The organism is Streptomyces olindensis (genome assembly GCF_040645895.1).
GTDB lineage: Bacteria > Actinomycetota > Actinomycetes > Streptomycetales > Streptomycetaceae > Streptomyces > Streptomyces olindensis.
Map to the genome: position 1 here is coordinate 15282 of NZ_JBEYZD010000039.1, position 23626 is coordinate 38907.

Below are 23626 nucleotides of genomic sequence, written 5' to 3' on the forward strand. Positions count from 1 at the left end.
TGCCGAATGCGCGGAAGATCCGACCTGGGAAGGACGGACTTCGTGCCGTGGTCGTACGGCAGTTGTACGTCGTCGGCCCCCGGTGCCGTTCCGCTCGTCAGCCGGCCCGGCGGGCGGTCAGCAGCAGGTACTCCCAGTCCAGGACCGTCCCGCCCTGCCCGGTCCCGAGGTCGGCGTCGCGGGCCAGGGCCGCCAGGTCGCGGTCGAGGGCCGCGACACGGTCGGGGTCGCCGGCGATGTTCTTGTAGACCGTGATGGTCGGGCCGTAGCGCTCCTTGAAGTAGTCGCGGAACGTCTCGGGCGTCGCGAAGCGCTCGACCCGGACGGTCCGGCGCTCGGCGCGCACATCCGTGACCCGGTCGCCGAGGAGTCCGCGCACATGGTCCTCGTCGCCCCACAGCGGGGGCGGCTGGGCGCCCGGCGGGGGCGGTGGGGCGTACGGCTTCATGGTGGCGAACATCCGGCCGATGAATCCCTGGGGCGTCCAGCTCAGCAGCCCGATGGTGCCGCCCGGCCGGCAGACCCGGACGAGTTCGTCGGCGGCCCGCTGGTGGTGCGGGGCGAACATGACGCCGACGCAGGAGAGCACGGTGTCGAACTCCGCGTCCCCGAAGGGCAGCGCCTCGGCGTCGGCCTCCTGCCAGGTGAGCCGTGCGCCCTGCTGCTCGGCCACGCGCCGGCCCGCCTCGAACAGCTCGGGGGTGAGGTCGGAGGCGACCACGTCCGCGCCGGCCAGGGCCGCCGGGATCGCCGCGTTGCCGGAGCCGGCGCCCACGTCCAGCACCCGTTGGCCCGAACCCACCCCGCACGCCTCGACCAGGATCGCGCCGAGGCCGGGGATGATCTCGGCGGCGAGGGACGGGTAGTCGCCCTGGGCCCACATCGCCCGGTGCTTGGCCTTCAGCGCACGGTCGGCCTCGGCCTCGCTGTTCTGCATCGTCATGGCTGCGCTCCTCACCGGTCGGGCGGCGGTTCCGCACGACGGGTCGCGAGCGTTTCGCCGCCTCCCTTTCGAGCGTAGGGAGGGGGCGGGGGTGTGTCCTGCCGGGCGGCCTGTGGCTGCTTCGGTGGGGGAGCGCGGCTTCGCCTTCTCGCCGGTGGTGGGTCGGGGCCGCGCCGGGGGGTGTCCGTCCTCGGAACGGCGCGATCGACTTGCGTGCCGACTGACTCCCCGTTGACGCGCCAACCGCTGCGGGCGGACACCCCCCGACACGGCCCCTTGCGTCGTCCGGCGGGTGCGGGTGCGTTCGTCCCCCCCCCGGGGGGGGCCTACTGCGCCGAGGGAGCCGAAGGGGTCGGGGGAGTCGGGGGCGCAGGGGCGTCCTGTGCTGCCGCCCGCTTGATCGCGGTGTCGCGCTTGCGGACGTACCAGATGCCGATCAGGCCGAGTCCGCCGCCGGCCAGGCAGGTCCACACCCACCAGGTCTGCCCGCGGTCGTCGAACCAGCCGTAGAAGGGGAGCTGGACGAGGAAGAGGACGAACCACAGGATCGTGCCGCCGGTGATGGTGGCGACCACGGGGCCCTCCAGGGGCTCCGGCGCCTCGTGTCGGGGGGTCCACTTCGCCATGGGGACAGCTTACGAGGCGATCAGGTCTACGCGCGGAGATGGCCGAGTGGGGCGTTATATGTTCATACTGAAACGGTTTGTGTCTGACCACTTCTCTTCGTAGGAACCAACAAAACATGTCCTCCTCGGCTCCCGCCAAGGTCCCCGCCCCTGAACAGCCGGGAGCCGGGCCGTACGGCGCACTCGACCGCTTCTTCCGGATCTCCGAGCGGGGCAGCACCCTGCCCCGCGAGGTCCGGGGCGGCCTCGCCACGTTCTTCGCGATGGCCTACATCATCGTGCTGAACCCGATCATCCTCGGCAGCGCCAAGGACATGTACGGCCATCAGCTCGACAACGGGCAGCTGGTCACCGCGACGGCTCTGACCGCCGCGTTCACCACCCTCCTCATGGGCGTCATCGGCAACGTGCCGATCGCACTCGCCGCCGGCCTCGGCGTGAACTCCGTCGTCGCCCTCCAGCTCGCCCCGCGCATGTCCTGGCCGGACGCGATGGGCATGGTGGTCCTCGCCGGGTTCGTGGTCATGCTGCTGGTGGCGACGGGGCTGCGCGAGCGCGTCATGAACGCCGTGCCCTACGGGCTGCGCAAGGCCATCTCCATCGGCATCGGCCTGTTCATCATGCTGATCGGGCTCGTCGACGCCGGTTTCGTCTCCCGGATCCCGGACGCCGCCCAGACCACCGTGCCGCTCCAGCTCGGCGGCGACGGTCACCTCAACGGCTGGCCGGTCCTCGTCTTCGTCCTGGGTGTCCTGCTCACCCTCGCGCTCATCGTGCGCAAGGTCTCCGGCGCGATTCTGATCTCGATCGTCGCCATGACGGTCCTCGCGGTCGTCGTCAACGCGGTCGCGAAGGTGCCGAGCTGGGGCCTGACCACGCCCAAGTGGCCCGGCAACCCCGTCGCCAGCCCCGACTTCGGGCTGATCGGCCAGGTGAGCCTGTTCGGCGGCTTCGACAAGGTCGGCGTGCTGACCGGGGTGCTGTTCGTCTTCACCGTGCTGCTGTCGTGCTTCTTCGACGCGATGGGCACGATCATGGGCGTCTCCGACGAGGCCAAGCTGACCGACGGCGAGGGGCAGATGCCCGGCATCAACAAGGTGCTGTTCGTCGACGGCCTCGCGGTCGCCGCCGGCGGCGCCAGCTCCTCCTCCGCCACGACAGCCTTCGTCGAGTCCACCGCCGGTGTCGGCGAGGGCGCCCGGACCGGCCTCGCGAACGTCGTCACCGGCGGTCTGTTCGCCGTGGCCCTCTTCCTCACGCCGGTCGCCACGATGGTGCCGTCCCAGGCGGCCACCCCGGCGCTGGTCGCGGTCGGCTTCCTGATCCTGGCCGGCTCCGTCAGGGAGATCGACTGGGCCGACCACACGATCGCGATCCCGGCCTTCGTGACGATGCTGATGATGCCGTTCACCTACTCGATCACCAACGGCATCGGCATGGGCTTCATCACCTTCGTCGTGCTGCGCCTCGCGGCCGGACGGGGCCGGGAAGTGCCGACGGCGATGTACGTGGTGGCGGCGGTGTTCGCGTTCTACTACCTGATGCCGGCGCTGGGTCTGACCTGATCCCCGTCGCCCGCGTCGGGTGACCCGTAGAACCTCTCCGTCTCCTCGACGGCGGTCTGGAACCGTTCGTCGAAGTCATCTCGAACGAGCGTCCGGACGACGTAGTCCTGGACGCTCATTCCCCTCTTCGCGGCGTGGTGCCGGAGTCGTTCCAGCAGGTCGTGGTCTATTCGTAGGCTGAGCACACTGGTCCCCATGGCCATGAGGGTCGCGGCACCCTTCGGTACGGTGTGTCGCGTTCCGCCATCGGATCACCCATATGAGTGATGTCACGGTTCAGTGGCGGGGGTCACGGCCGATCCGGGGTGTTCCCGCTGGTCTTTAGCGAGAGTAATGAGTTAAGCTAAAGAACATGCCGGACCTCAGCCATGGCGACGACGTAGCCGCCGTGAACGCCCTCCGCTCCGCCGTGATGCGGCTCTCCCGTCGGCTCAAGCACCAGCGGGTCGACGAGTCGCTCAGCCCCACCGAGATGTCGGTGCTGGGCACCCTGTCCCTGTGCGGCAGGGCCACCCCGGGCGAACTCGCCCGCAAGGAGCACGTGCAGCCGCCGTCGATGACCCGCATCGTGGCCCTGCTCGAGGCCAAGGGGCTGGTCCGGCTGGAGCCGCACCCCGAGGACCGGCGCCAGAAGGTCGTCACGCGCACCGAGCAGGCCGAAACAATGCTCGAGGAGAGCCGCGCCAAGCGGAACGCATTCCTGGCCTCGCTGGTGGAAAACCTCGACGAGGACGAGTGGGCGAAACTTCGCGCCGCCGCCCCCGTACTGGAGAAGCTCGCGCATCTGTAAGCCGTACGTCGCAAGGAGGCGAACCCTTTGAGTTCGGGACCCGGAGCAGCTTCCGTCCCCGCACCTGAACCCCACGACTCCCCGCCCGCCTCCGACGCACCCGCCGGCCGACCCGCCCGCAAGTCCTCGATGTTCTCCTCCCTGAAGGTGCGGAACTACCGCCTCTTCTTCATGGGGCAGGTCGTCTCCAACATCGGCACCTGGATGCAGCGCATCGCCCAGGACTGGCTGGTCCTCAGCCTCACCGGCTCCTCCGCCGCCGTCGGCATAACGACCGCCCTGCAGTTCCTGCCGATGCTCCTCTTCGGCCTCTACGGCGGTGTCCTCGTCGACCGGCTCCGCAAGCGGCCCACGCTGCTGGTGACGCAGACGTCGATGGCGCTCACCGCGATCGCCCTGGCCGTCCTCACCCTCACCGGCCACGTCCTGGTGTGGCACGTGTACGTCGCCGCCTTCGCGGTCGGTCTCGCCACGGTCGTCGACAACCCGGCCCGGCAGTCCTTCGTCTCCGAGCTGGTCGGCCCCCGGCAGCTGCAGAACGCGGTCAGCCTGAACTCCGCGAACTTCCAGTCGGCCCGCCTGGTCGGCCCCGCCGTCGCGGGCATACTGATCACCGGCGTCGGCACCGGCTACGCCTTCCTCCTCAACGGCCTGTCCTTCATCGCGCCGCTCACCGGCCTGCTGCTGATGCGCGCCCGCGAGCTGCACGTCGTCGAGCGCGCCCCGCGCGGCAAGGGACAGCTGCGCGAAGGCGTCCGCTACGTCACCGGCCGCCCGGAGCTGATCTGGCCGATCGTGCTGGTGGGCTTCGTCGGCACGTTCGCCTTCAACTTCCCCGTCTACCTCTCGGCCTTCGCGGACGACGTGTTCCACGCGGGCGCCGGCGCGTACAGCATGTTCAACACGCTGATGGCCGTCGGCTCGGTCGCGGGCGCGCTGCTCGCCGCGCGGCGGGGCACGGCCCGGCTGCGGCTGCTGATCGCGGCGGCGATGGCCTTCGGCGCACTGGAGATACTGGCCGCGACGATCCCCACCCTGTGGATGTTCGCCCTGCTCATGGTCCCGCTGGGCCTGTTCGGCATGACGGTCAACGTCACGACGAACACCAGCATCCAGATGTCCACCGACCCGGCCATGCGCGGCCGTGTCATGGCCCTCTACATGATGGTCTTCCTCGGCGGCTCCCCGGTCGGCGCCCCGATCGTGGGCTGGATCACCGACACCTACGGCGCCCGGGTCGGCCTGGCCGCCGGCGGCGCGGTGGCGCTCCTCGCCGCGGCCGTGATCGGTCTGATCCTGGCCCGGGTCGGCAACCTCCGCCTGTCGATCGGCTGGCACCGCGGGCATCCCCGGGTGCGGTTCGTACCCCGGGAGCAGCAGGAGCAACTGGCTCCCGCCGCATAGCGGCACGGGGGGGCGCAGGGCCGCAGGGACGCAGGGGTGCAGGAGGCCGCCGGGCCGGTGCCGGGCGGCCTACACCCTGCGGGCCAGCAGCTGGCCGGGCCAGTCGTGCTCGCCGACCGTGAAGGACTCGACGCGGGTGAAGCCGTTCGCCTCGTAGTAGCGGACGAGTTTGCCGTCGTCCCCGGCGTAGCAGTCCACGCGGAGCAGGGACACCCCGGCCCGGCGGGTCTCCTCCGCGGCGTGCGCGAGGAGGGCGCTGCCCACGCCGTGCCCCTTGAAGCGGCGGTCGGAGGCCAGCCAGTGGATGTAGCGCTCGGGCTCCCCGGCCGGTGCGAGGTCCGACAGGTAGGCGCCGGGCGAGTCGGTGAGGGTCAGGGTCGCGGCCGGGACGCCGTCGACCTCGGCCATGTACACGCTGCCCTCCGCCATGTACCGGCCGACCGACTCCACCGTCTTCGGGCTCTGCGACAGGGGCTTCGTCCCCCACTGCCCGGTGCGCCCCTGCGAGACGAGCCATTCCACACAGCTGTCGAGCATGCCGAGTATCGCGGGAATGTCGTCCGGCCCGCCGTCCCTGATGGTGATCTCCATGGCCTCATGGTGCCAGGCTGGCACCATGAGACTCTTCGCCGCCGTGCTGCCCCCGGACGAGGTGCGTCGTGAACTCGGTGCCGTCGTCGACGCGTTGCGCGCACTGCCCGGGGCGGACGGGATGCGCTGGACCGGCCGGCCCGGCTGGCACTTCACGCTCGCCTTCTACGGGGAGGTCGACGACGCACGCGTGCCGGAGCTGTCGGCCCGGCTGGAGCGGGCCGCGCACCGCACCCCTCCCTTCGCGCTGGCCGTGCGGGGCGGCGGTCAGTTCGGGCACGGCAGGGCGCTGTGGGCCGGCGCCGAGGGCGACCTGGCGACCCTGCGGCTGCTGGCCGAGCGGGCGGAGGCGGTGGCGCGGAAGGCGGGTCTGCCGATGGGGGAGCACCGGCGGTACAAGCCCCACGTGACCGTGGCCCGGAGCCGGGAGGCACGGGACGTGCGCGCCTGCCTCGACGCGCTGAACGCCTTCCGGAGCCGGACCTGGACCGTCGACGAGCTGGTGCTGGTGCGGAGCAACCTGCCGACGTCGGGTGTGCCGGGGGAGCAGCCCCGGTACGAGGCGGTCGGGCGCTGGCCGCTCGGGAGCGCCGGTTAGGCTCGGTGTCGTGGACCCGAAAACCCGTAACCGGATCATGGCCGGTGTGCTTGTGCTGATGCTGCTGGTCGTCGCCCTGGCTTCTTTGCTCGGGAGGTAGGCCGGCCGGGGAACTGCGGACGGCTGTTCCCCGGCCGCGGGCCGGTGGGGGCCGGTCGCGCCCACGCGGCGGAGCCGCATATCAAGAACAGCCCCGCGCCCCTTGAAAGAAGGGCGTCTCCTACCAGGCGAAGGCCTCCGGCGACGGCCCCGGGCCCGGGAAGATCTCGTCCAGGCCCGTCAGGAGTTCCTCCGACAGCTCCAGCTCGGACGCCCGCACGGCGGAGGCGAGCTGTTCGGCCGTGCGCGGGCCGACGATCGGGCCGGTCACGCCGGGGCGGGTGAGCAGCCACGCCAGGGCGGCCTCGCCGGGCTCGATGCCGTGCTTGTCGAGCAGGTCCTCGTAGGACTGGATCTGCGCGCGGGTCGCGGGGTCGGCGAGCGCGTCGGCGGCGCGGCCGGAGGCCCGGCGCCTGCCCTCGACCTCCTTCTTGAGGACACCGCCCAGCAGACCGCCGTGCAGCGGCGACCACGGGATGACACCGAGGCCGTACTCCCGCGCGGCCGGGATGACCTCCATCTCGGCGCGCCGCTCGGCGAGGTTGTACAGGCACTGCTCGCTGACCAGCCCGATGGTCCCGCCCCGCCGGGCGGCGATCTCGTTGGCCTGGGCGATCTTGTAGCCGGGGAAGTTCGACGACCCGACGTACAGGATCTTGCCCTGCTGGACCAGGACGTCGATCGCCTGCCAGATCTCGTCGAAGGGGGTGTCCCGGTCGACGTGGTGGAACTGGTAGACGTCGATGTGGTCGGTCTGGAGCCGCTTGAGGCTGGCGTCCACGGCCCGGCGGATGTTGAGGGCGGAGAGCTTGTCGTGGTTCGGCCAGGCCGGGCCGTCGGCGCCCATGTTGCCGTACACCTTCGTGGCGAGGACGACCTTGTCGCGCCGGCCCTCGCCCTTGGCGAACCAGTTGCCGATGATGCTCTCGGTACGGCCCTTGTTCTCGCCCCAGCCGTACACGTTGGCGGTGTCGAAGAGGTTGATGCCCGCGTCCAGCGCCGCGTCCATGATGGCGTGGCTGTCGGCCTCGTCGGTCTGCGGACCGAAGTTCATGGTGCCGAGGACGAGCCTGCTGACCTTGAGTCCCGTGCGTCCGAGCTGCGTGTACTCCATGACGCCCTAGCCAACGTCTTGAAGTGCGCTCCAAGCAAGAGCGTCCCTAGGCGAGCGTGCTCTCCTCCACATTCTCCATACGGCCGTACAGCACCTGCTCGTTGACCTCCAGGTCGTTGACCAGGCGCAGGCACGCCCTGATGCCGTGTCCCACCAGTTCGCCGGCGACCTCGCCGTACTCGATCTGGAAGAGCAGGTTCGGGGCGCGTTCGTCATGGGTCCGGCCCGCCGGGTCCTGCCAGGTGCCGACGGCCCCGATCTCGGTGGCGGCGCGCAGCATGAAGGCGACGGTGTGGGCCTTGTCGCGGGGCAGGGTGAGGGTGAGCAGTTCGCGTTCGACGCGGTCGAGGGCGACGCCGTCCGCCGGTTCGCCGAACAGCAGGGCGTAGAGGAGGTCCTTGGCCTCGCGCAGGAGGTCCTCGCCGGCGGGGGAGCGGTGGGACGGGGTGATGAGGGGGCCGCCCTCGGGCGGCGGGGTGAGGAGCAGGCCCTCGGCGGTCAGGCGGTCGCGGGTCCAGGACGTGAGGCGGGTGACGCGCTCGTCGAGTCCCGCGTGGTCCAACCGCCAGGAGCGGATGCGGTCCGGACGCCCGGAGCAGTCCTCGTCCGACACCGCCGGCCTCGGCTCCCGCGAGGGGCGCGGGTGCGGAACGTACGGGTCCTCGGGCAGGCGGGCGAGGAGTTCGTCCGCCAGCCACTCGGCGGGCTGGCGGAGCAACTCCTCGCGCAGCCGGCTGCGGAACTCCCCGGGCGGCCCGTCCGCCACCCGCCGGGCCAGTTCCTCGACCGTTGGTTGTGTCGCCATGGCTGGGACCGTAGGGCGGGGGACGGAGGGGACGGGGGCGGGCGGTGGGCAAACCCCACGTGGGGGTGAACCTCACCAGGTGGGGGTGAACATCACCTGGTGGGGGTGAACCTCACCTCGCGCCGGGGGAGGGCACCCGGCACGAATCGGGTGACAGCCTCAGCGATTCGGGCCGCTCACGTCCCTACCGTGCTGGTCATGAGGACTCCCGCGTCATCCCCCACGCGCCGCACCGCGCTCGCGCTCGGCACGGCCGCCGCGGCCACGCCCTGGCTCGGCCCGGCCACGGCCCGGGCCCGCACCGGCGGCCCCGCCGGCACCGCGCCAGAAGAACAGGACGAGCCGGGCATCGACGAACTGCGCCGCCGCATGGCCGACGGGCGCCTCGACGCCGAACGCCTCACCCGCCACCACCTGGAGCGCATCGAGCGCCTCGATCCGCTCCTGCACTCCGTGATCGAGGTCAACCCCGACGCGCTCCGCGAAGCCCGCCGCCTGGACGCCCGGCGGCGCGCCCGGGGGCCGCTGCACGGCCTGCCCGTCCTGCTGAAGGACCTGGTGGAGACCGCCGACCGGATGCACACCACGGCAGGCTCGCTCGCCCTGGAGGGGCTGCGGCCGGCCGCGGACGCCACCGCCGCCGCCCGGCTGCGCGAGGCCGGTGCCGTCATCCTCGGCAAGACCAACCTCAGCGAGTGGGCGGGCGGCATGTCCCTCACCCACCACGCCGGTTGGAGCGCGCGCGGCGGCCAGACCCGCAACCCCTACAAACTCGACCGCTCCCCGAACGAGTCCAGCTCCGGTACGGGCGTCGCCGTCGCGGCCGGCCTGTGCGTCGCCGGCATCGGCACCGAGACCAACGGCTCGATCATCGACCCGGCCTCGGCCAACTGCGTCGTCGGGGTGAAGCCGACCGTGGGACTGGTCGGGCGCGGCGGTGTCATCCCCGGCGTGCCGAGCCAGGACAGCGTGGGCCCGATGGCGCGCACGGTCCGCGACGCGGCGATCGTGCTCGGCGTGCTGGTGGGCCTCGACGACCGTGATCCGGCGACGCGGGCGAGCCGCGGCCACCACCACCGCGACTACACCCGCTTCCTGGACGCCGACGGGCTGCGCGGCGCCCGTATCGGCGTGCCGCGCTCGGTGTACTTCGGCTACGACCACCACGCCGACGAGATCGCCGAGCGGGCGATCGCGGTGCTGAGCGAGGCCGGTGCCACGATCGTCGACCCGGCGGACATCCCCACGGCCGAGCGCCTGGAGGACCTGCCGAGCTCGGTGGTGGTGCAGGTGTACGAGATCAAGCGGGCGTTGAACGCGTACCTCACCGCCGCGCCCGGCGACCACCCGCGCAGCCTGCGGGAGTTGATCGAGTTCAACCGCGCACACGCCGACCGGGAGCTGCGTTACGTACGGCAGGACGGCCTGGAGACCGTCGAGAAGCTGGACTTCAGCGCACGCGAGTACCGCGAGGCCCTGGCCCTCAACCACCGGCTGTCGCGCGCCGAGGGCATCGACGCCGTGCTGCGCGAGCACCGCCTGGACGCCCTGGTGATGCCGACCTGCGGCCCGCCCGCCAAGATCGACCTGGTCCGCGGCGACGCCCACGGCGGCGGCTCCTCCACCCCCGCGGCCCTCGCCGGCTACCCGGCGATCAGCGTCCCCGCCGGGTTCGCCTTCGGCCTGCCGGTCGGGCTCACCTTCATGGGCACGGCGTGGAGCGAGCCGACGCTGCTGCGGCTGGCGTACGCGTACGAGCAGGTGAGCCGGGTACGGCGGCCGCCGGCCTATCGGGCGGCCGACGTGGGGTTCTGAGGGTGGACCGGCACCGGCCACCTCGTGGAGCTCTACCTCGGCGACGAGGACGAACGGTGGGACGACCTGGACGTCCGGCCCTGCGCGCGGCGCCTGGCGCGGGTGATCGAGGAGAGCTACCCCTCGTAGGGTCCGCCCAGGTCCCAGCCCTGGTGCATGGCCTCCGCGAACGCCGCCGCGATCTTGTGCTCGCCGCTCGGGCCGGGGTGGGTGCCGTCGTAGGTGTCGGTGTCGACGTCGTACGACGGCGGGGGTGAGGCGAGGAGGACGGGGGAGCCGGGCTCGTCGAGGTCGGCGGCCGTCTTGGCCAGCAGCTCGTTGAAGCGGGCGACCTCGGTGGCGAAGGCCGTGTCCGTGGCGGCCCGCACGTTCGGGGTGACCGGCAGCCACACCATCCGCACCCGCCGGTTCGCGGCCCGTGCCCCGGCCGCGAACGCCCGGACGTTCTCGGCGGTCTGCTCCGCGTTCGTGTAGAAGCCCAGGTCGATCAGGCCCAGGGAGACCAGGAGGACGTCCGCCCGGCAGGAGCGCACCGCGTCGCCGATCAGCGGCGCCAGGTGCAGCCAGCCCTCGCCCCAGCCGGCCAGGTGGGCGCGCGGGAAGTCCGGCTCGGCGTAGGCGTACGACGTCGGGGCCTCGGCCAGCTTGTCGTAGAGCGTCTCGCGGGGGCCGACGAGGGTGAAGGGACCGCCGTAGGAACGGCACAGGTGCTGCCACATCCGGTAGCGCCACGTGTGTTCGCCCGCGCTTCCGATCGTCATGGAGTCACCGACGGGCATGAACCTGAGCATCCGCTCATCATGGACGATCACGGCCGCCGACGGGGTACGGAGGGGTGTGAGTCGGGCCACGCGCCGCATACGGAGAAACCCGCCCCATCGGGCCGCGGGGCCGGTCGGAAGGACGTCAGGCCTGCTGCCAGGTCACCCTCTGCGCCTCGGGGGTGACGGTGATCCGGAAGCGGTCCAGGGCCGGGGAGCCGCTCGCCCGCCACCGCAGCACGTGGTCCTCGACGACGTCCCACAACCGCACCGGTCCGCCCTGGCGAACGATCCAGTGCTCACCGTCCTGCCTGAGGGCTGCCCACGCGCCGACCTCCACGTCGACAAGGACCTGCTGGGTCGTGTCGGCGATCGTCAGGCTGAGGCGCTGCGCGCGCGGGGCTGCCAGCTGCGCGACGAACCGCGCGCCCCAGTCGTCCAGGACATCGGCACCGACCGGCGTCGTCCGCTCCTGCCCGGCGTCGAAGTCGGGGAGCATGCCGAGCGGGGGCGGGAGCTGCGGGCGGGCGAGCATGAAGGAGACCCGCCCGCCGAGGAACTGACCGTGGGCCACTCCGTCGTGGCCGACGGTCAGCCGGGCCAGCTCCGAGGAGTAGAGCCAGCCGCCGAGCGTGGCAAGGATGATGCCGCCCGGCTCGGTCTGCTCGATCCACGTGTGCGGTAGCTCCAGCACGCCGCAGGTGGCGATCAGCCGGTCGTATGGGGCGCCCTCCTTGTGCCCGGCCAGGCCGTCACCGACGACCAGTTCGGGGAAGTGGCCGCAGGCGCCGAGGGCGGTGCCGGCTCGGCGTGACACTTCGGGGTCCACTTCCACAGAGGTGACCAGGTCGTCGCCGAGCCGGTGGCAGAGCAGTCCGGTGGAGTACCCCGTGCCGGTGCCGATCTCCAGCACCCGGTCACCGTCCTCGATCCGGAGGTCCTCCAGCATGCGCAGGACCAGGCTCGGCTGTGTGCTGGAAGAGGTCGGGACACGCATGATCTGGCCACGGATGTCGCCGGGCACGATGGTGCCGGCGATCTGCGTGACCAGCGACTCGTCGGCGTAGCAGCGTTCCAGCCAGCCGTCGGTGTCGGCCAGGATCGGCCGCCAGGCGGTCGGGGCGGAGCCTTGGACCCGCTCGAAGAAGCCGCCGCGGAGGAACTCGTGCCGGGGCACCCCTTCGACGGCCTGCCGCCACGGCTCGGTGCGCAAGGCACCGGCCCCGGCAAGCTGGTCGGCCAGCGCCCGGCGCAGGGCGCTGGAGTCCATGACGTTCATCAGCGGTTCTTCCCTTCCAGGAGGTCGGCCATGGCCGCGAGCATCGGCAGGCCGGTCTCGGGTTCCAGCCAGTACCACTGGCCGGACGGATTGCACTCCAGGAACCACCATTGCCCCTGGCCGTCGACAGCGAAGTCGAAAGCGCCGAAGGCCAGCCCGAAGTGAGCCAGGTATGCGTGGAGGGCCTCGGTGACTCCGGGCGGCGGTTGGGCGACGGAATAGCGCAAGCGGCCATAGTCGGTGCGCCAGTCCAGCAAGTCAGAGTCGATACGGACGGCGAAGACCTGGTCACCTATGACGGTGACCCGTACGTCTGCGACCTTGTCGACGCGCTGCTGGAACAGGTGCGCAGTCCCGGAGACGGCCTCATCGATGTCGTCGGCGCGGACTTCGGCAACCTCGACGGTGCACGAGACGCCGTCGATGCGGTACAGCGGCGCCGACAGCGGCTTGTAGATCACAGGCCTGTACTGCTTGACGAAGCTCCGTGCCGTGTCGGGGTCGGAGGTGATGACCGTACGCGGCAGGCGGAAGCCCGCTGCCGCCGCGGCGGCCAGGCCAGATGGTTTGAACTCGGCATCCCCCACGCGGTGCGGGTGGTTGACGTACCGGCAGCCGGGCAGCGAGGCCAGAATGCCGCCGAGCCCGTAGCGGGCCTGGGCGATGGCGAACCGAGCGTCCTGCTGATCCAGGTGGGGAAAGGTGAAGCCGGAGGGCCGGCGGTAATACAGGGAGCGGATGCCGGACAGGTCTGCGGACCGGGACGGCGTGGACAGTGTGCCCGCCACGCCGTGCGACGTGATCGTGGCCGCGACCGACAGGGCGTGGGGGAAATCCCCCGAGTCGAACCGCACGACCGGGACATCCCGGCCGTGCAGCTCACTGATCACCACGTCGGCCGTGGGGTCGTCCAGGTTGGTGACGACCAGCACCGGGCCGGAATCGGTCACTGGTCGCTGTCGTTCCCGGTGTCCTGGTCACCGCCGCCGCTGCCGCCACCGCCCTGGCCGTCGGACGGGTTGCCGGTGTTGGTCGGCGGGTTCGTCCCGGTGCTGGTGCCGTGCTTTCCCATCTCCAGCACCTGTCCATCGGCGTCGAAGTAGCGGGCGGTCTGGGTGGCGGGGTCGAGTTCGGTCCGTGCGTAGCCTGGGGCGAACGCCGGGTAGGGGGCCATGCGCCGCAGGCCCCACGGGACAGGGGTCGAGGCGCCGGACGGCAGCGGCGTCCCGGTGGGGAGCCGATCGGAATGAGCAAACAAAGGGTTTCCTCGCTTTCCGTCAGGTGTGAGGTACGGCCCGCCCCGGCTGCTCGACCTGTCCAGGGTTCGGGGGAGCAGGGGCGGGCGTCTGGGAACCCGTCCCGCCGGAGGCTTGTGGTCCTCTCACGGGACGGGCGACCGGTCAGCGGCCGGGGCGACTCACCGCGGGTGCACAGCGCTTATGGACGCGACCCGACTTGAGACCTGCTCCCGAGGGGCACGCCCGCTGAAACGGCACCCACGCTTCGTCGCCGATGACGTGGTCGCAGAGCATGCAGATGGTGATGCCGGTGAGTGCGTCGTGGTGGTCGCACAGGGAGACCACCGACCGGGCCAGCAGCTTCACCCGTTCCACCTCTCCGACCAGGCCCGCGGCCTCCGGCTCGTCCATGCGACGCCTGGCCTCGGTGATGCCGGCCAAGGCCACGTTCGTCGGCACGTCGTCCTCGGAGCGCTTGGCGGCGAGTTGCTCGATGTGCGGGATCAAGTGCTCCAGGAACGCGCGGAGTTCTCGTTCCATGAGACGCGTGGCCTGGTGGCGTGGCAGGGTGCGCTGGTCCAGGAACCAACTCGCCTGGGCGCGCATCGCGGTCACGCCCGGAACGGGCACTTCGGTCTCGGAGCGGGTGGCGTTCATCGTGCCTCTCCCCAGGGGCTGGCCAGGGCGTCCGCGTATAAGCCTTCGCCCAGGCGCGCCACGTAGGGCCGGACCAGGGCGCCTGTCTCGTCCCAGGGAGGCTGTCCCTGCCGTTCCCGGCGGTGACTGCGGGCGGCCATGAGCCGCGTGCCCCGGACCTCAGGCGACGGATGGCGAGAGGGCTCGGGGAGCACCGCGTGCGGGGCGGGGATACAGCGGTGCCGACCGGGCGTGCGCGGTCCGAACAGCACCGCTCTCACCCATTGGAGTGATCGTGATAGGTATTCCATTGTCAACGCTCCTCAGCAGCGTTGGCCGCGCCCGGGGCCGTGTCAGCGGTCGCCGGGCTTCGTCAATTTCCGACAGCCGGACACAGCACGGCCGCTTTCACGGCGCGCTGTCACGGCACAAGCAAAGACTGGACCGGTCCACCGGTCCAGTCAAGCGGCTCGGGTGCGCTGCTACCTCATCGGGTACGTGTCCGTCTCTTCGAACACGTGCGACGGCGTGACACCGATCTCGCACACCAGGGGACGTCGGTCCTGGTCATACGCCACGTGCAGCACGACGGCCACCGCCACAGGCTGATCCACTTCCAGCACGCCGGCTTCCTCGTCACTGGCCAGACGGACCGTCGTGATGTCGACACCTTCAGCGGGCGACCGACCGGTTTCACGCCGCACGTAGTGCGTGGTGCCCTCGGCGATAGGTCCGTTCAGGGCCAGCCGGGGCGCCAGGTCGGCGACCGCCGGCGGGAACCAGGCGGTGACGAGCGTTCCCGGCGAACCGTCGTCGAGAAGCACCAGACGCCTCCGTCGCAACGCGGTCTCGCCGGGCTTCAGCCCCAGGGCATCGATCACGTGCGCGGGCGGGACGACCCGGTCGGGCATCCCCAGTCGCCGGTAGGGCGCGCCGCCCGTGACACGGCTCGAGCCGGCTCGGCGTCCGCCCGCAGGACGCGCGATCGGCGCCTCGACGACCGTGAACCCCGCCCCCTGCCGGGCCACGACGAGGCCATCGGCCCGTAGCACGTCGTATGCCTTGACGACCGTGGCCCTCGACACGCTCCACTGCTCGGCCAGATCACGACCTGACGGCAGCAGCTCACCCGGGCCGAACTCACCGTTGGCGATGCGCGTGCGCAGGTCGTCGGCGATCTGCTCGTACTTCAGCAGAGGCATGGCTGGCTTCCGATCACTGGACTGGTCCACCGGCAGGCCACCAGAATGCTCGCATGACGAGCCCTGAGCTAGCGCCGGAGATCACGCGGTTCTACAGCGAGACCATCGACGAGGCGGACAGGCTGACCACCACTGCCGACGGACGCCTGGAGATGGTACGCACGCAGGAGTTGCTGCGCCGACACCTCCCCCAGCCACCGGCCCGGGTCCTCGACGTCGGCGGAGGCCCCGGCGCCCACGCCCGCTGGCTCGTGAAGGACGACTACACCGTGCACCTCGTCGACCCGATCCCACGCCACATCGAGCAGGCCGAGGACACGGGCGCCAGCGTGGAGCTCGGGGACGCCCGCCGGCTCACCGGCGAGGACGCCTCATACGACGTCGTGCTCCTGCTCGGCCCCCTCTACCACCTCATCGAACGGGCAGACCGCGACCGAGCCCTCGCCGAGGCGTACCGCGTACTCAAGCCAGGTGGCCTCCTGGCGGCCGCAGGCATCAACCGATACTCATCCCTGTTCGAACACGCCGCCTTCGCTCACCTCCAGGACGAGGCGGTGCAGGCGAGCATCGGCGGCATCCTGCGCAGCCAGATCCACGACGGGAAGAAGGCGTTCACCGCTGCCTACTTCCACAGCGGCGAGCAGCTGCGCAACGAGGTCGCCGCGGCCGGGTTCGAGGGAACCGAGGTCTTCGGCATCGAGGGCCCGGCCTGGTCGATGCTTGCGGCAGCCGAGCGCAACACCGGCGGCGACTTCCGCGACTCGGCCCTCTTCGAGTCGGCACTGACCGCAGCGCGCATGGCCGAGCCCTACCCCGAGCTGCTGGCAGCGAGCTCCCACCTGCTGGCGATCGGACGCCGACCGGTGTGAACGATGCGCCACGGCGGCCGAAGAGGGCAAGAGTCCGGACATGTCCAAAGCACCTGCCGCTTGAAGGCGGATCTGTAGACCGTCTTAGACGGCAGCCGTCCCCGGACAACACATGATGAACCGCGGAGCGGGATGGCAGGCTTGGGGCATGCGCAGCCCCTCCGTCTTTCTCGCCGCGGCCCTTCTCGTGGGCGCCCTCGCCGTGCCCGCCTCCGCCGCCGACGGGGACGAGGAGTTCACCATCAAGGACCCGCGCATCACCGAGTCCAGCGGCCTGGCGGCCTCGCGTCTGCACCCCGGCATCTACTGGACGCACAACGACAGCGACGACGGGGCGTACCTCTACGCCGTCGACAGCGCGACGGGCGAGACGGTCGCGACGATCACCATGACCGGCGTGGGCAGCCCGCGTGACGTGGAGGCCATCTCGATCGGGCCCGGCAACCAGATCTACGTCGGGGACATCGGCGACAACCTCGGCGGCACCTGGCCGCACGTCTGGATCTACCGGCTGCCTGAGCCGAAGAACCTGCGCGACCAGACGATCCGGGCCACGCAGTACGTCGTGAAGTACTCCGACGGCGCGCGCGACGCCGAGTCGCTCGTCGTGCACCCGAAGACGGGCCGCGTCTACATCGTCGACAAGAACGAGAAGGGCGGGCACCTGTACGAGGGCCCGGCCGAGCTCTCCCCGTCCGGGACGAACGTCTTCCGGCCCGTCGCGGCCGTCCCCGACCTGGAGGCCACCGACGCCACGCTCTCCCCGGACGGCGAACACCTCGTCGTCCGCAGCTACTTCGGCGCGATCGCGTACGACTGGAACGGTGGGAAGCTCCAGCGGAAGGAGCGGCTCGGCGTGCCGTTCCTGGGGCAGGGCGAGTCCGTCACCTACACCGCCGACGGGAAGAAGCTCATGTACGGCGCCGAGGGCGCCGACAGTCCCGTGGAGCCGCAGGACGCCCCCGGGGCCGAGGGGTCCGACTCGCCCTCCGGGAGCGGCGGTTCGGCCGCCTCGGACGGCGGCGCGGGCGGTGACGGGCTGAGCGGCAACCTCAAGACCGGCGCCATCGCCGCGGCCGCCGCCCTGGTCGTCCTCTTCGGCCTGCGGCGCCTGCGGCGGCGGAACTAGGAGCCCTCCTCCGGCGGCTGCGCGTCCTGGTCCCGGCGCCGTGCCACCAGGACCTCCAGGCCGTCCAGGATGCGCTGGAGCCCGAACTCGAAGTGGTCGAAGTCGGGTCCGAAGGTGTCCTCGGAGAGTGACGCCATGACCGGGTAGCGGCCCGAGGCCATGACCTTCTCCAGGACCGGCACCTGCGCCTGCCAGAACTCGGCGTCCGTCAGGCCCGTCCGGCGCTCGGCCTCCCGCTGGTACAGGTGCGAGCGTGCGGCCCCGACGACGTACCCGTCGATCATGATGACCGCGGAGAGCAGCTCGGGGTCGCTCAGCCCCATCGGGCGGATCCGGGTGAGGATCTTCTCCATGCCGTCGAGGGCGCCCGGGCCGAGGATCTGCCGGGACTGGTTGACCTGGAGCAGCCAGGGGTGGCGGCGGTAGAGGGCGAGGGTCTCGCGGGCCAGTGTCTCCAGGGCCGTGCGCCAGCCGCCGTCGCCGAAGTCGGCCGGGTCCTCGGAGACGCGCTGCACCCGGTCCAGCATGAGGTCGAGCAGCTCGCCCTTGCCGGGCACGTACCGGTACAGCGACATGGTGCCGGTGCCCAGCTCGGCCGCGACGCGGCGCATGGAGAGCCCCTCCAGACCCTCGGTGTCCGCCACCTGGATGGCGGCTTCCACGATCCGGTCCAGGGTGAGGGTCGGCTTGGGGCCCCGGCTGGGCCGCCGGCCGGTGTCCCACAGCAGTTCGAGGGTGCGGGCGATATCGCCGCTGCCGCTGGTCTCCGCGCTGCCCGTGCCACTCGTACCGCTCGTCATGGCACCCAGCTTAGGTCCCCGCGAAAAAACTGGGTACAACGTACGCGTAATCGGGTACGCTGTACTCAGTTCGGGGTGCCGGGCACGGCACGAGCACACGGGAGGGGCGGCATGGACGGATACGCGGTGCGGGCCGAGGCGCTGGAGAAGCGGTACGGCGAGAAACGCGCCCTCGACGGCTTCGACCTGGCGGTACGCGAGGGCACGGTGCACGGCCTGCTCGGGCCGAACGGGGCGGGCAAGACCACGGCGGTGCGCATCCTGTCCACGCTGATCCGGCTGGACGGGGGCAGCGCGACGGTCGCCGGCCTCGACGTGGCCCGGCAGCCGCGCGAGGTCCGGGCCCGGATCGGGCTCACCGGCCAGTACGCGGCGGTCGACGAGGTGCTCACGGGCCGGCAGAACCTGGAGATGTTCGGCCGCCTGTTCCACCTGGGCGGCAAGCGCGCCAGGCTCCGGGCGGCCGAGCTGCTGGACCAGTTCGACCTGACCGACGCCGCCGACCGGGGCGTCGGCAAGTACAGCGGCGGCATGCGGCGCCGCCTCGACCTCGCCGCGTCGATGATCCTGGCCCCGGCCGTGCTCTTCCTCGACGAGCCGACGACCGGGCTGGACCCCCGCAGCCGGGGCGAGGTCTGGGACTCCGTCCGGGCGCTGGTGGCGGGCGGCACGACCGTGCTGCTGACCACGCAGTACCTGGAGGAGGCCGACAAGCTCGCCTCGCACATCACCGTCATCGACCAGGGGCGCGCCATCGCCGACGACACCCCGGACGGGCTGAAGAACCTGGTCGGCGGCGACCGCGTCGAGGTCGTGGTCGCCGAGCGGTCCGAGATCCCGCGCGTGGTGAAGGTGATCGCCCGGGTCACGGACGGCGAACCCGAGGCGGACGAGGCCGAGTTGCGGGTGCACGCCCCGGTCACCGACCGGGTCACGGCCCTCACGGAGGTGGCGCGGACCCTCCAGGACGAGGGCGTCCGCGTCGAGGACATCGGACTGCGCAGGCCCAGCCTCGACGACGTCTTCCTGCGCCTGACCGGACACCGGACCGAGAAGGAGGCCGCCGCGTGAGTGCCGTCGACCTGAGCACCCCGAGCACCCGCAGCGGCACGTACTGGCTGCTCGCGGACTGCTGGAACATCGTCCGCCGCGGACTGACCCACTACCAGCGCCAGCCGGTCAACATCGCCTGGCAGCTGGGCTTCCCGATCCTGTCCGTGCTGATGTACGGCTATGTCTTCGGCAGCGCGATGAAGGTGCCGGGCGGCGGGGACTACAAGGACTTCCTGATGCCGGGCATGTTCGTGATGACCATGGCGTTCGGCTTCATCAACACCGCCACGGTCGTGGTGTACGACTCCACCAAGGGCGTCATCGACCGGTTCCGCTCGATGCCGATGGCGTCCTCGGCGGTGGTGGCCGGGCGCGGGGTCACCGATCTGATCGTCGCCTGCGCCGAGTTGGCGATCATGATGCTCACCGCACTGGCCATGGGCTGGCGGCCGGACGGGGGCCTCGGCTTCCTCGCCGCGTTCGGGCTGCTGCTCTGGCTGCGGTTCGCGCTGATCTGGATCGGCGTGTGGCTCGGCCTGCTCGTGCCCAACCCGGAGGCCGCGGGCGGCCTGTTCGCGGTCGCCTTCCCGCTGACGATGATCTCCAGCATCTTCGTCGCGCCGCAGCTGATGCCCGACTGGCTGGGCTGGGTGGCGGTCTGGAACCCGATCTCGTCCACGGCGGCGGCGACCCGCGAGCTGTTCGGCACGCCGGTCACCGGCGACACGTGGGTCGAGCAGCACGCGCTGCTGATGGCCGGGGTGTGGCCGGTGATCCTCACGGTGATCTTCCTGCCGCTCGCCGTACGAAGGTTCAAGAAGCTCAGCCGGTGACGAGGGCCGGGTCCGCGCACCTCCCGGAGTAACGACTGGCAGACGGTCGACACGGTGAAGGACGCGTACCTGGCGCTCGTCAAGGCCCCTGGGTTCGCGCCCGGCGGGCCCGGCACCGACCCGGGCGGCGGGCCCGGCGATCCCGGTGGGCCGGGCGAGCCGGGTGGGCCGGGTGGCCCGGGTGGCGGCGCGCCCGCCTGGGCGCGCCGGGGGCGGGGACGTGCCGGAGGCATGGCGACGTGACGCGGCGGTGAGGGGGCGCCCGGCGGTCGACAGGGTCACTGGCCCTGGGCGAGGGTGTGGGTATGGACAGCCAGATGATCTCCGTTCCGGGCGGGCAGGTGCGGCTGTCGGACCGGCGGACGCAGCGCAGTTGGCCGGTCGACGTCGCGCCCTTCCGCCTGTCGGTGTTCCCGGTCACCCAGGAGTGGTACGCCGACGTCACCGGCCGGCGGCCGAGCTCGGCCGCCGGCGACCGGCTGCCCGTCGAGGGCGTGTCCTGGTGGGACGCGGTGCGTTTCTGCAACGCCCTGTCCCGGCGGGAAGGGCTGACCCCCGCCTATCACCTGCCGGGCGACACCGGGACGGCCGACTGGGACACCTCCGCCGACGGGTACCGGCTGCCGACGGAGGCCGAGTGGGAGCACGCCTGCCGCGCCGGCAGCACGGGCCCGCGCTACGGCCGCCTCGACGACATCGCCTGGTACCGGGGGAACTCGGACGACGGGATCCACCCCGTGGGCGGCAAACAGCCCAACGCCTGGGGCCTCCACGACATGCTGGGCAACACCTGGGACTGGTGCTGGGACGTCTACGACCCCGAGGTCTACGGCACCTACCGGGTGCTCCGCGGCGGCGGCTGGTCCGACGAGCACTGGAGCTGCCGCGCGTCCGTACGGCGCCGCAGCCATCCGACGTTCCGGATCGACGACGTGGGGTTCCGCGTGGCGCGGACGCCCCGACCGGGGACGGGAACGGGCCGGCCGGGCTCCGCGGAACCGGCTTGACCCTCACGTTGCGTGAGGCCGGAGAGTCGGGTGCATGAGCGACCACTACAACGCGTTCGAGATCAGCCCCGTGCCCGCTCCCGGCCCGCACGCGGTTCCACCGGAGCCGTTCCGTGGCATCTACGGGATGCCCGCGTTCGTGACGATCCCCACGAGCGATCTGGCGGCGTCGGTGGAATTCTGGACGCGCGGGCTCGGCTTCATCGAACTGTTCAGCATCCCCGGCAGCGTGGTGCATCTGCGCAGGTGGGCGTTCCAGGACGTGCTCCTCGTCCCGACGGCGGGCGTCCCGGAGCGGGCACCGGCGATGAGCGTCAGCTTCGCGTGCGTGCTCAGCCAGATCGATTCCCTCGTCGAGAACTGCCGTGCGTTGCGCCCGGACTCGGTCGACGGTCCGCGGGACACCCCCTGGACCACCCGCGACGTGGAGGTGATCACCCCCGAGAACGCACGGATCGTCTTCACCGCGGCGCGGCCCGTCGACCCGGACAGTCAGGAAGCGCGGGACCTGGCCGCCGTCGGGATCACTCCACCGGACGTCCGGCGCGGCGACAATGAGGAGCATGCCTGACTCCACCGACACCGACGGCCTGACCGTCGGCCAGGTCTCCGCGCGGCTGGGCGTGACCGTCCGGGCACTGCACCACTGGGACGAGATCGGTCTGGCGCGGCCGTCGCTGCGCACGGCCGCCGGGTACCGGCTCTACACCGCCGGTGATCTGGAACGCCTGCACCGGATCGTCGTCTACCGCGAGATCGGCCTCGGCCTGGACAGGATCCAGGCCGTCCTGGACGACTCGACGGCGGACGTGCCCGGCGCCCTGCGCGCGCAGCGCGCCCAGGTCGCCGAGCGGATCGAGCGCCTCCAGCGGCTCGGCGCCGGACTGGACCGGATGATCGACGCCCACGAGCGCGGCGTGCTGCTCACCGCGGAGCAGCAGGCCGCGATCTTCGGCCCCCAGTGGGACCCGGACGGGCCCGCCCGGGCCCGCGAGCGCTACGGGGACACGACGCAGTGGCGGCAGTACGCCGAACGCTCGGCCTCTCGCACCCCGGAGGAATGGCAGGCCGTCGCCGACGAGGTGGCCGACCTCGACCGGGCCCTCGCGAAGGCGATGGACGCCGGTGTGGAACCCGGCAGCGAGGAGGCGAACCGGCTCGCCGGGCGGCACCGCGAGGTGTTCGCCTCGTACTTCCCCCTCAGCAGGCAGATGCAGGTCTGTCTCGGCCGCATGTACGAGGCCGATCCGGGCTTCGCCGCCCACTACGACGGCATCCGCCCCGGCCTCGCCGCGTGGTTCCGCCGCATCGTCGACGCCGACGCGCGCGCCCACGGCATCGACCCCGACACCGCGACCTGGCAGTAGCGGGGGCGATCGCGGAGGCCTGACGGAGGCCTAGGGGATGTCCGCTAGGGGGTGCCCGGCCCCGCCGCCTCCAGCCCCTTCGTCTTCCCCTGGCCCACCTGGGTCCGCACCGCCCCCATGCTCGCCGCGATGACCAGGGCGATCGCCGCGGCCTCCGGGGCGGTGAGGGCCTGGTCCAGGAGGAGGAAGCCGGCCGTCGCGGCGATGGCCGGCTCCAGGCTCATCAGGATCGCGAAGGTGGAGGCGGGCAGGCGGCGCAGGGCGAGGAGTTCGAGGGTGTAGGGCAGGACCGAGGAGAGCAGCGCCACCGCCGCGCCGAGGCCCAGCGTCACCGGGTCGGCGAGCTTCGCGCCCGACTCGGCGATGCCCAGCGGCAGGAACAGCACCGCGCCCACCGCCATCGCCAGGGCCAGCCCGTCCGCCTGCGGGAAGCGGCGGCCCGTGCGCGCGCTGAAGACGATGTAGGCCGCCCACATGGCGCCCGCCCCCAGGGCGAAGGCCGCTCCGGTGGGGTCGAGACCGTCGAAGCCTCCTCCGCCGAGGAGGAAGACACCGGCGAGGGCCAGGGCCGCCCACACGACGTTGATCGCGCGCCGGGACGCCAGCACCGACAGGGCGAGCGGGCCGAGGACCTCCAGGGTGACCGCGGGGCCCAGCGGGATACGGGCGACGGCCTGGTAGAAGAGGCCGTTCATCGCGGCCATGGTGATGCCGAAGACGACGACCGTGCCCCAGTCGGTGCGCGAGTGGCCGCGCAGTCGCGGGCGGCAGACCAGCAGCAGGACCACCGCCGCCACGAGCAGCCGCAGCGCGACCACCCCGAGGGCACCGGCCCGCGGCATCAGCGTCACCGCCAGCGCGCCGCCGAACTGCACGGAGATCCCGCCCGCGAGCACCAGGCCCAGGGGCCCGAGGGAACCGAGCCGGCCCGGACCGGCGGCCGGTGCGGCGGCGCCGGCGGCGGTGGTGGTCGCGGGCTGGGGCGTGGTGACGCTGTCGGGGGTGGTCACGGGCGGTCCTGGGGTCGTCGGCGCTGGTGCGGGGCGGCGTACACCGGCCTGCACGTGACGTACATCCCGGTGTACTGCACAGTCCAGGGTAA

26 protein-coding genes are annotated in these 23626 nt (G+C 71.8%); 12 read left to right on the forward strand and 14 right to left on the reverse strand.

All coding sequences use genetic code 11. The annotated features are described in order from the left end of the window. Positions 1 to 97: 97 nt before the first annotated feature. Complete coding sequence (locus tag ABZ948_RS24355) at positions 98 to 943, reverse strand: class I SAM-dependent methyltransferase (RefSeq protein ID WP_359762820.1); 846 nt, start codon at positions 941 to 943, stop codon at positions 98 to 100. A 326-nt stretch (positions 944 to 1269) separates the two neighbouring features. Next, entirely contained in the window at positions 1270 to 1569 is a 300-nt protein-coding gene (locus ABZ948_RS24360) for a DUF2530 domain-containing protein (protein WP_359762822.1), read from the reverse strand. 116 nt (positions 1570 to 1685) lie between these two features. Here ABZ948_RS24360 and ABZ948_RS24365 point away from each other — a divergent pair, with 116 nt between their 5' ends. Beyond that, positions 1686 to 3134, forward strand: a complete 1449-nt coding sequence (locus ABZ948_RS24365) for an NCS2 family permease (protein WP_359762824.1) — start codon at positions 1686 to 1688, stop codon at positions 3132 to 3134. Here ABZ948_RS24365 and ABZ948_RS24370 read toward each other — a convergent pair. After that, positions 3104 to 3331, reverse strand: coding sequence for a ribbon-helix-helix protein, CopG family (locus ABZ948_RS24370; protein ID WP_359762826.1), 228 nt, complete (start codon positions 3329 to 3331; stop codon positions 3104 to 3106). The two genes, ABZ948_RS24365 and ABZ948_RS24370, sit on opposite strands and share 31 nt — an antisense overlap. Positions 3332 to 3486: 155 nt before the next feature. Here ABZ948_RS24370 and ABZ948_RS24375 point away from each other — a divergent pair, with 155 nt between their 5' ends. Then, positions 3487 to 3924: a MarR family winged helix-turn-helix transcriptional regulator gene (locus tag ABZ948_RS24375; RefSeq protein WP_031113621.1), complete on the forward strand. Its 438-nt coding sequence runs from the start codon at positions 3487 to 3489 to the stop codon at positions 3922 to 3924. Between the two features lie 27 nt (positions 3925 to 3951). Next, entirely contained in the window at positions 3952 to 5328 is a 1377-nt protein-coding gene (locus ABZ948_RS24380) for an MFS transporter (RefSeq protein ID WP_359762828.1), read from the forward strand. Positions 5329 to 5397: 69 nt separating this feature from the next. On the opposite strand, the gene ABZ948_RS24385 is transcribed toward ABZ948_RS24380, so the two are convergent. Next, the gene (locus ABZ948_RS24385) at positions 5398 to 5919 is read right to left on the reverse strand and encodes a GNAT family N-acetyltransferase (RefSeq protein WP_359762830.1); all 522 of its coding nucleotides are present in this window, start codon (positions 5917 to 5919) and stop codon (positions 5398 to 5400) included. Between the two features lie 25 nt (positions 5920 to 5944). On the opposite strand from ABZ948_RS24385, the gene thpR reads away from it, so the two are divergent. Beyond that, entirely contained in the window at positions 5945 to 6517 is a 573-nt protein-coding gene (gene thpR, locus ABZ948_RS24390; RefSeq protein ID WP_359762832.1) for an RNA 2',3'-cyclic phosphodiesterase, read from the forward strand. A gap of 220 nt (positions 6518 to 6737) precedes the next feature. Here the strand turns inward: thpR and ABZ948_RS24395 are convergent, their stop codons facing one another. Next, the gene (locus ABZ948_RS24395) at positions 6738 to 7730 is read right to left on the reverse strand and encodes an aldo/keto reductase (RefSeq protein WP_359762834.1); all 993 of its coding nucleotides are present in this window, start codon (positions 7728 to 7730) and stop codon (positions 6738 to 6740) included. A gap of 46 nt (positions 7731 to 7776) precedes the next feature. Continuing rightward, a complete protein-coding gene (locus ABZ948_RS24400) occupies positions 7777 to 8535 on the reverse strand; it encodes a hypothetical protein (RefSeq protein ID WP_359762836.1) in 759 nt (252 codons plus the stop codon). Positions 8536 to 8733: 198 nt separating this feature from the next. Between ABZ948_RS24400 and ABZ948_RS24405 the strand changes: the two genes are divergently transcribed. Beyond that, positions 8734 to 10350 (forward strand): amidase, encoded by a 1617-nt coding sequence (locus tag ABZ948_RS24405; RefSeq protein ID WP_359762838.1) that lies wholly within the window; start codon positions 8734 to 8736, stop codon positions 10348 to 10350. Between the two features lie 116 nt (positions 10351 to 10466). Here the strand turns inward: ABZ948_RS24405 and ABZ948_RS24410 are convergent, their stop codons facing one another. The 6 genes from ABZ948_RS24410 to ABZ948_RS24435 all read right to left on the reverse strand — a co-directional run bounded on the left by ABZ948_RS24410 (position 10467) and on the right by ABZ948_RS24435 (position 15466). Continuing rightward, entirely contained in the window at positions 10467 to 11141 is a 675-nt protein-coding gene (locus tag ABZ948_RS24410) for a GDSL-type esterase/lipase family protein (RefSeq protein WP_359762840.1), read from the reverse strand. A 115-nt stretch (positions 11142 to 11256) separates the two neighbouring features. Further along, positions 11257 to 12381: an ATP-grasp peptide maturase system methyltransferase gene (gene tgmC / locus ABZ948_RS24415; RefSeq protein ID WP_435857588.1), complete on the reverse strand. Its 1125-nt coding sequence runs from the start codon at positions 12379 to 12381 to the stop codon at positions 11257 to 11259. Positions 12382 to 12389: 8 nt separating this feature from the next. Beyond that, positions 12390 to 13340, reverse strand: coding sequence for an ATP-grasp ribosomal peptide maturase (gene tgmB / locus ABZ948_RS24420; protein ID WP_359762844.1), 951 nt, complete (start codon positions 13338 to 13340; stop codon positions 12390 to 12392). Then, positions 13337 to 13648, reverse strand: a complete 312-nt coding sequence (tgmA, locus tag ABZ948_RS24425) for a putative ATP-grasp-modified RiPP (RefSeq protein ID WP_359762846.1) — start codon at positions 13646 to 13648, stop codon at positions 13337 to 13339. The genes tgmB and tgmA overlap by 4 nt, the downstream gene beginning before the upstream one ends. A 142-nt stretch (positions 13649 to 13790) precedes the next feature. After that, on the reverse strand, positions 13791 to 14285 hold the full coding sequence (locus ABZ948_RS24430) for a DUF6415 family natural product biosynthesis protein (protein ID WP_359762848.1): 495 nt from the start codon (positions 14283 to 14285) through the stop codon (positions 13791 to 13793). Between the two features lie 461 nt (positions 14286 to 14746). After that, on the reverse strand, positions 14747 to 15466 hold the full coding sequence (locus ABZ948_RS24435) for a GntR family transcriptional regulator (protein WP_359762850.1): 720 nt from the start codon (positions 15464 to 15466) through the stop codon (positions 14747 to 14749). Between the two features lie 53 nt (positions 15467 to 15519). On the opposite strand from ABZ948_RS24435, the gene ABZ948_RS24440 reads away from it, so the two are divergent. Both ABZ948_RS24440 and ABZ948_RS24445 read left to right on the forward strand, forming a co-directional pair. After that, complete coding sequence (locus ABZ948_RS24440; RefSeq protein WP_359762852.1) at positions 15520 to 16335, forward strand: class I SAM-dependent methyltransferase; 816 nt, start codon at positions 15520 to 15522, stop codon at positions 16333 to 16335. A 148-nt stretch (positions 16336 to 16483) separates the two neighbouring features. Beyond that, entirely contained in the window at positions 16484 to 17464 is a 981-nt protein-coding gene (locus ABZ948_RS24445; RefSeq protein WP_359762854.1) for a WD40 repeat domain-containing protein, read from the forward strand. On the opposite strand, the gene ABZ948_RS24450 is transcribed toward ABZ948_RS24445, so the two are convergent. Then, the gene (locus ABZ948_RS24450; protein WP_359762856.1) at positions 17461 to 18264 is read right to left on the reverse strand and encodes a TetR/AcrR family transcriptional regulator; all 804 of its coding nucleotides are present in this window, start codon (positions 18262 to 18264) and stop codon (positions 17461 to 17463) included. The genes ABZ948_RS24445 and ABZ948_RS24450 overlap by 4 nt on opposite strands. Before the next feature lie 111 nt (positions 18265 to 18375). Here ABZ948_RS24450 and ABZ948_RS24455 point away from each other — a divergent pair, with 111 nt between their 5' ends. The 5 genes from ABZ948_RS24455 to ABZ948_RS24475 all read left to right on the forward strand — a co-directional run bounded on the left by ABZ948_RS24455 (position 18376) and on the right by ABZ948_RS24475 (position 22524). After that, on the forward strand, positions 18376 to 19335 hold the full coding sequence (locus ABZ948_RS24455; RefSeq protein ID WP_359762858.1) for an ATP-binding cassette domain-containing protein: 960 nt from the start codon (positions 18376 to 18378) through the stop codon (positions 19333 to 19335). Continuing rightward, positions 19332 to 20150, forward strand: coding sequence for an ABC transporter permease (locus ABZ948_RS24460; RefSeq protein WP_359762860.1), 819 nt, complete (start codon positions 19332 to 19334; stop codon positions 20148 to 20150). The genes ABZ948_RS24455 and ABZ948_RS24460 overlap by 4 nt, the downstream gene beginning before the upstream one ends. A 305-nt stretch (positions 20151 to 20455) precedes the next feature. Then, positions 20456 to 21157: a formylglycine-generating enzyme family protein gene (locus ABZ948_RS24465; RefSeq protein ID WP_359762862.1), complete on the forward strand. Its 702-nt coding sequence runs from the start codon at positions 20456 to 20458 to the stop codon at positions 21155 to 21157. A 34-nt stretch (positions 21158 to 21191) separates the two neighbouring features. Then, the gene (locus ABZ948_RS24470; protein WP_359762864.1) at positions 21192 to 21728 is read left to right on the forward strand and encodes a VOC family protein; all 537 of its coding nucleotides are present in this window, start codon (positions 21192 to 21194) and stop codon (positions 21726 to 21728) included. Beyond that, a complete protein-coding gene (locus tag ABZ948_RS24475) occupies positions 21721 to 22524 on the forward strand; it encodes a MerR family transcriptional regulator (protein WP_359762865.1) in 804 nt (267 codons plus the stop codon). Before ABZ948_RS24470 ends, ABZ948_RS24475 begins: the two co-directional genes overlap by 8 nt. 44 nt (positions 22525 to 22568) lie before the next feature. Here the strand turns inward: ABZ948_RS24475 and ABZ948_RS24480 are convergent, their stop codons facing one another. Beyond that, positions 22569 to 23534, reverse strand: coding sequence for an EamA family transporter (locus ABZ948_RS24480; protein ID WP_359762867.1), 966 nt, complete (start codon positions 23532 to 23534; stop codon positions 22569 to 22571). Positions 23535 to 23626 lie beyond the last annotated feature (92 nt).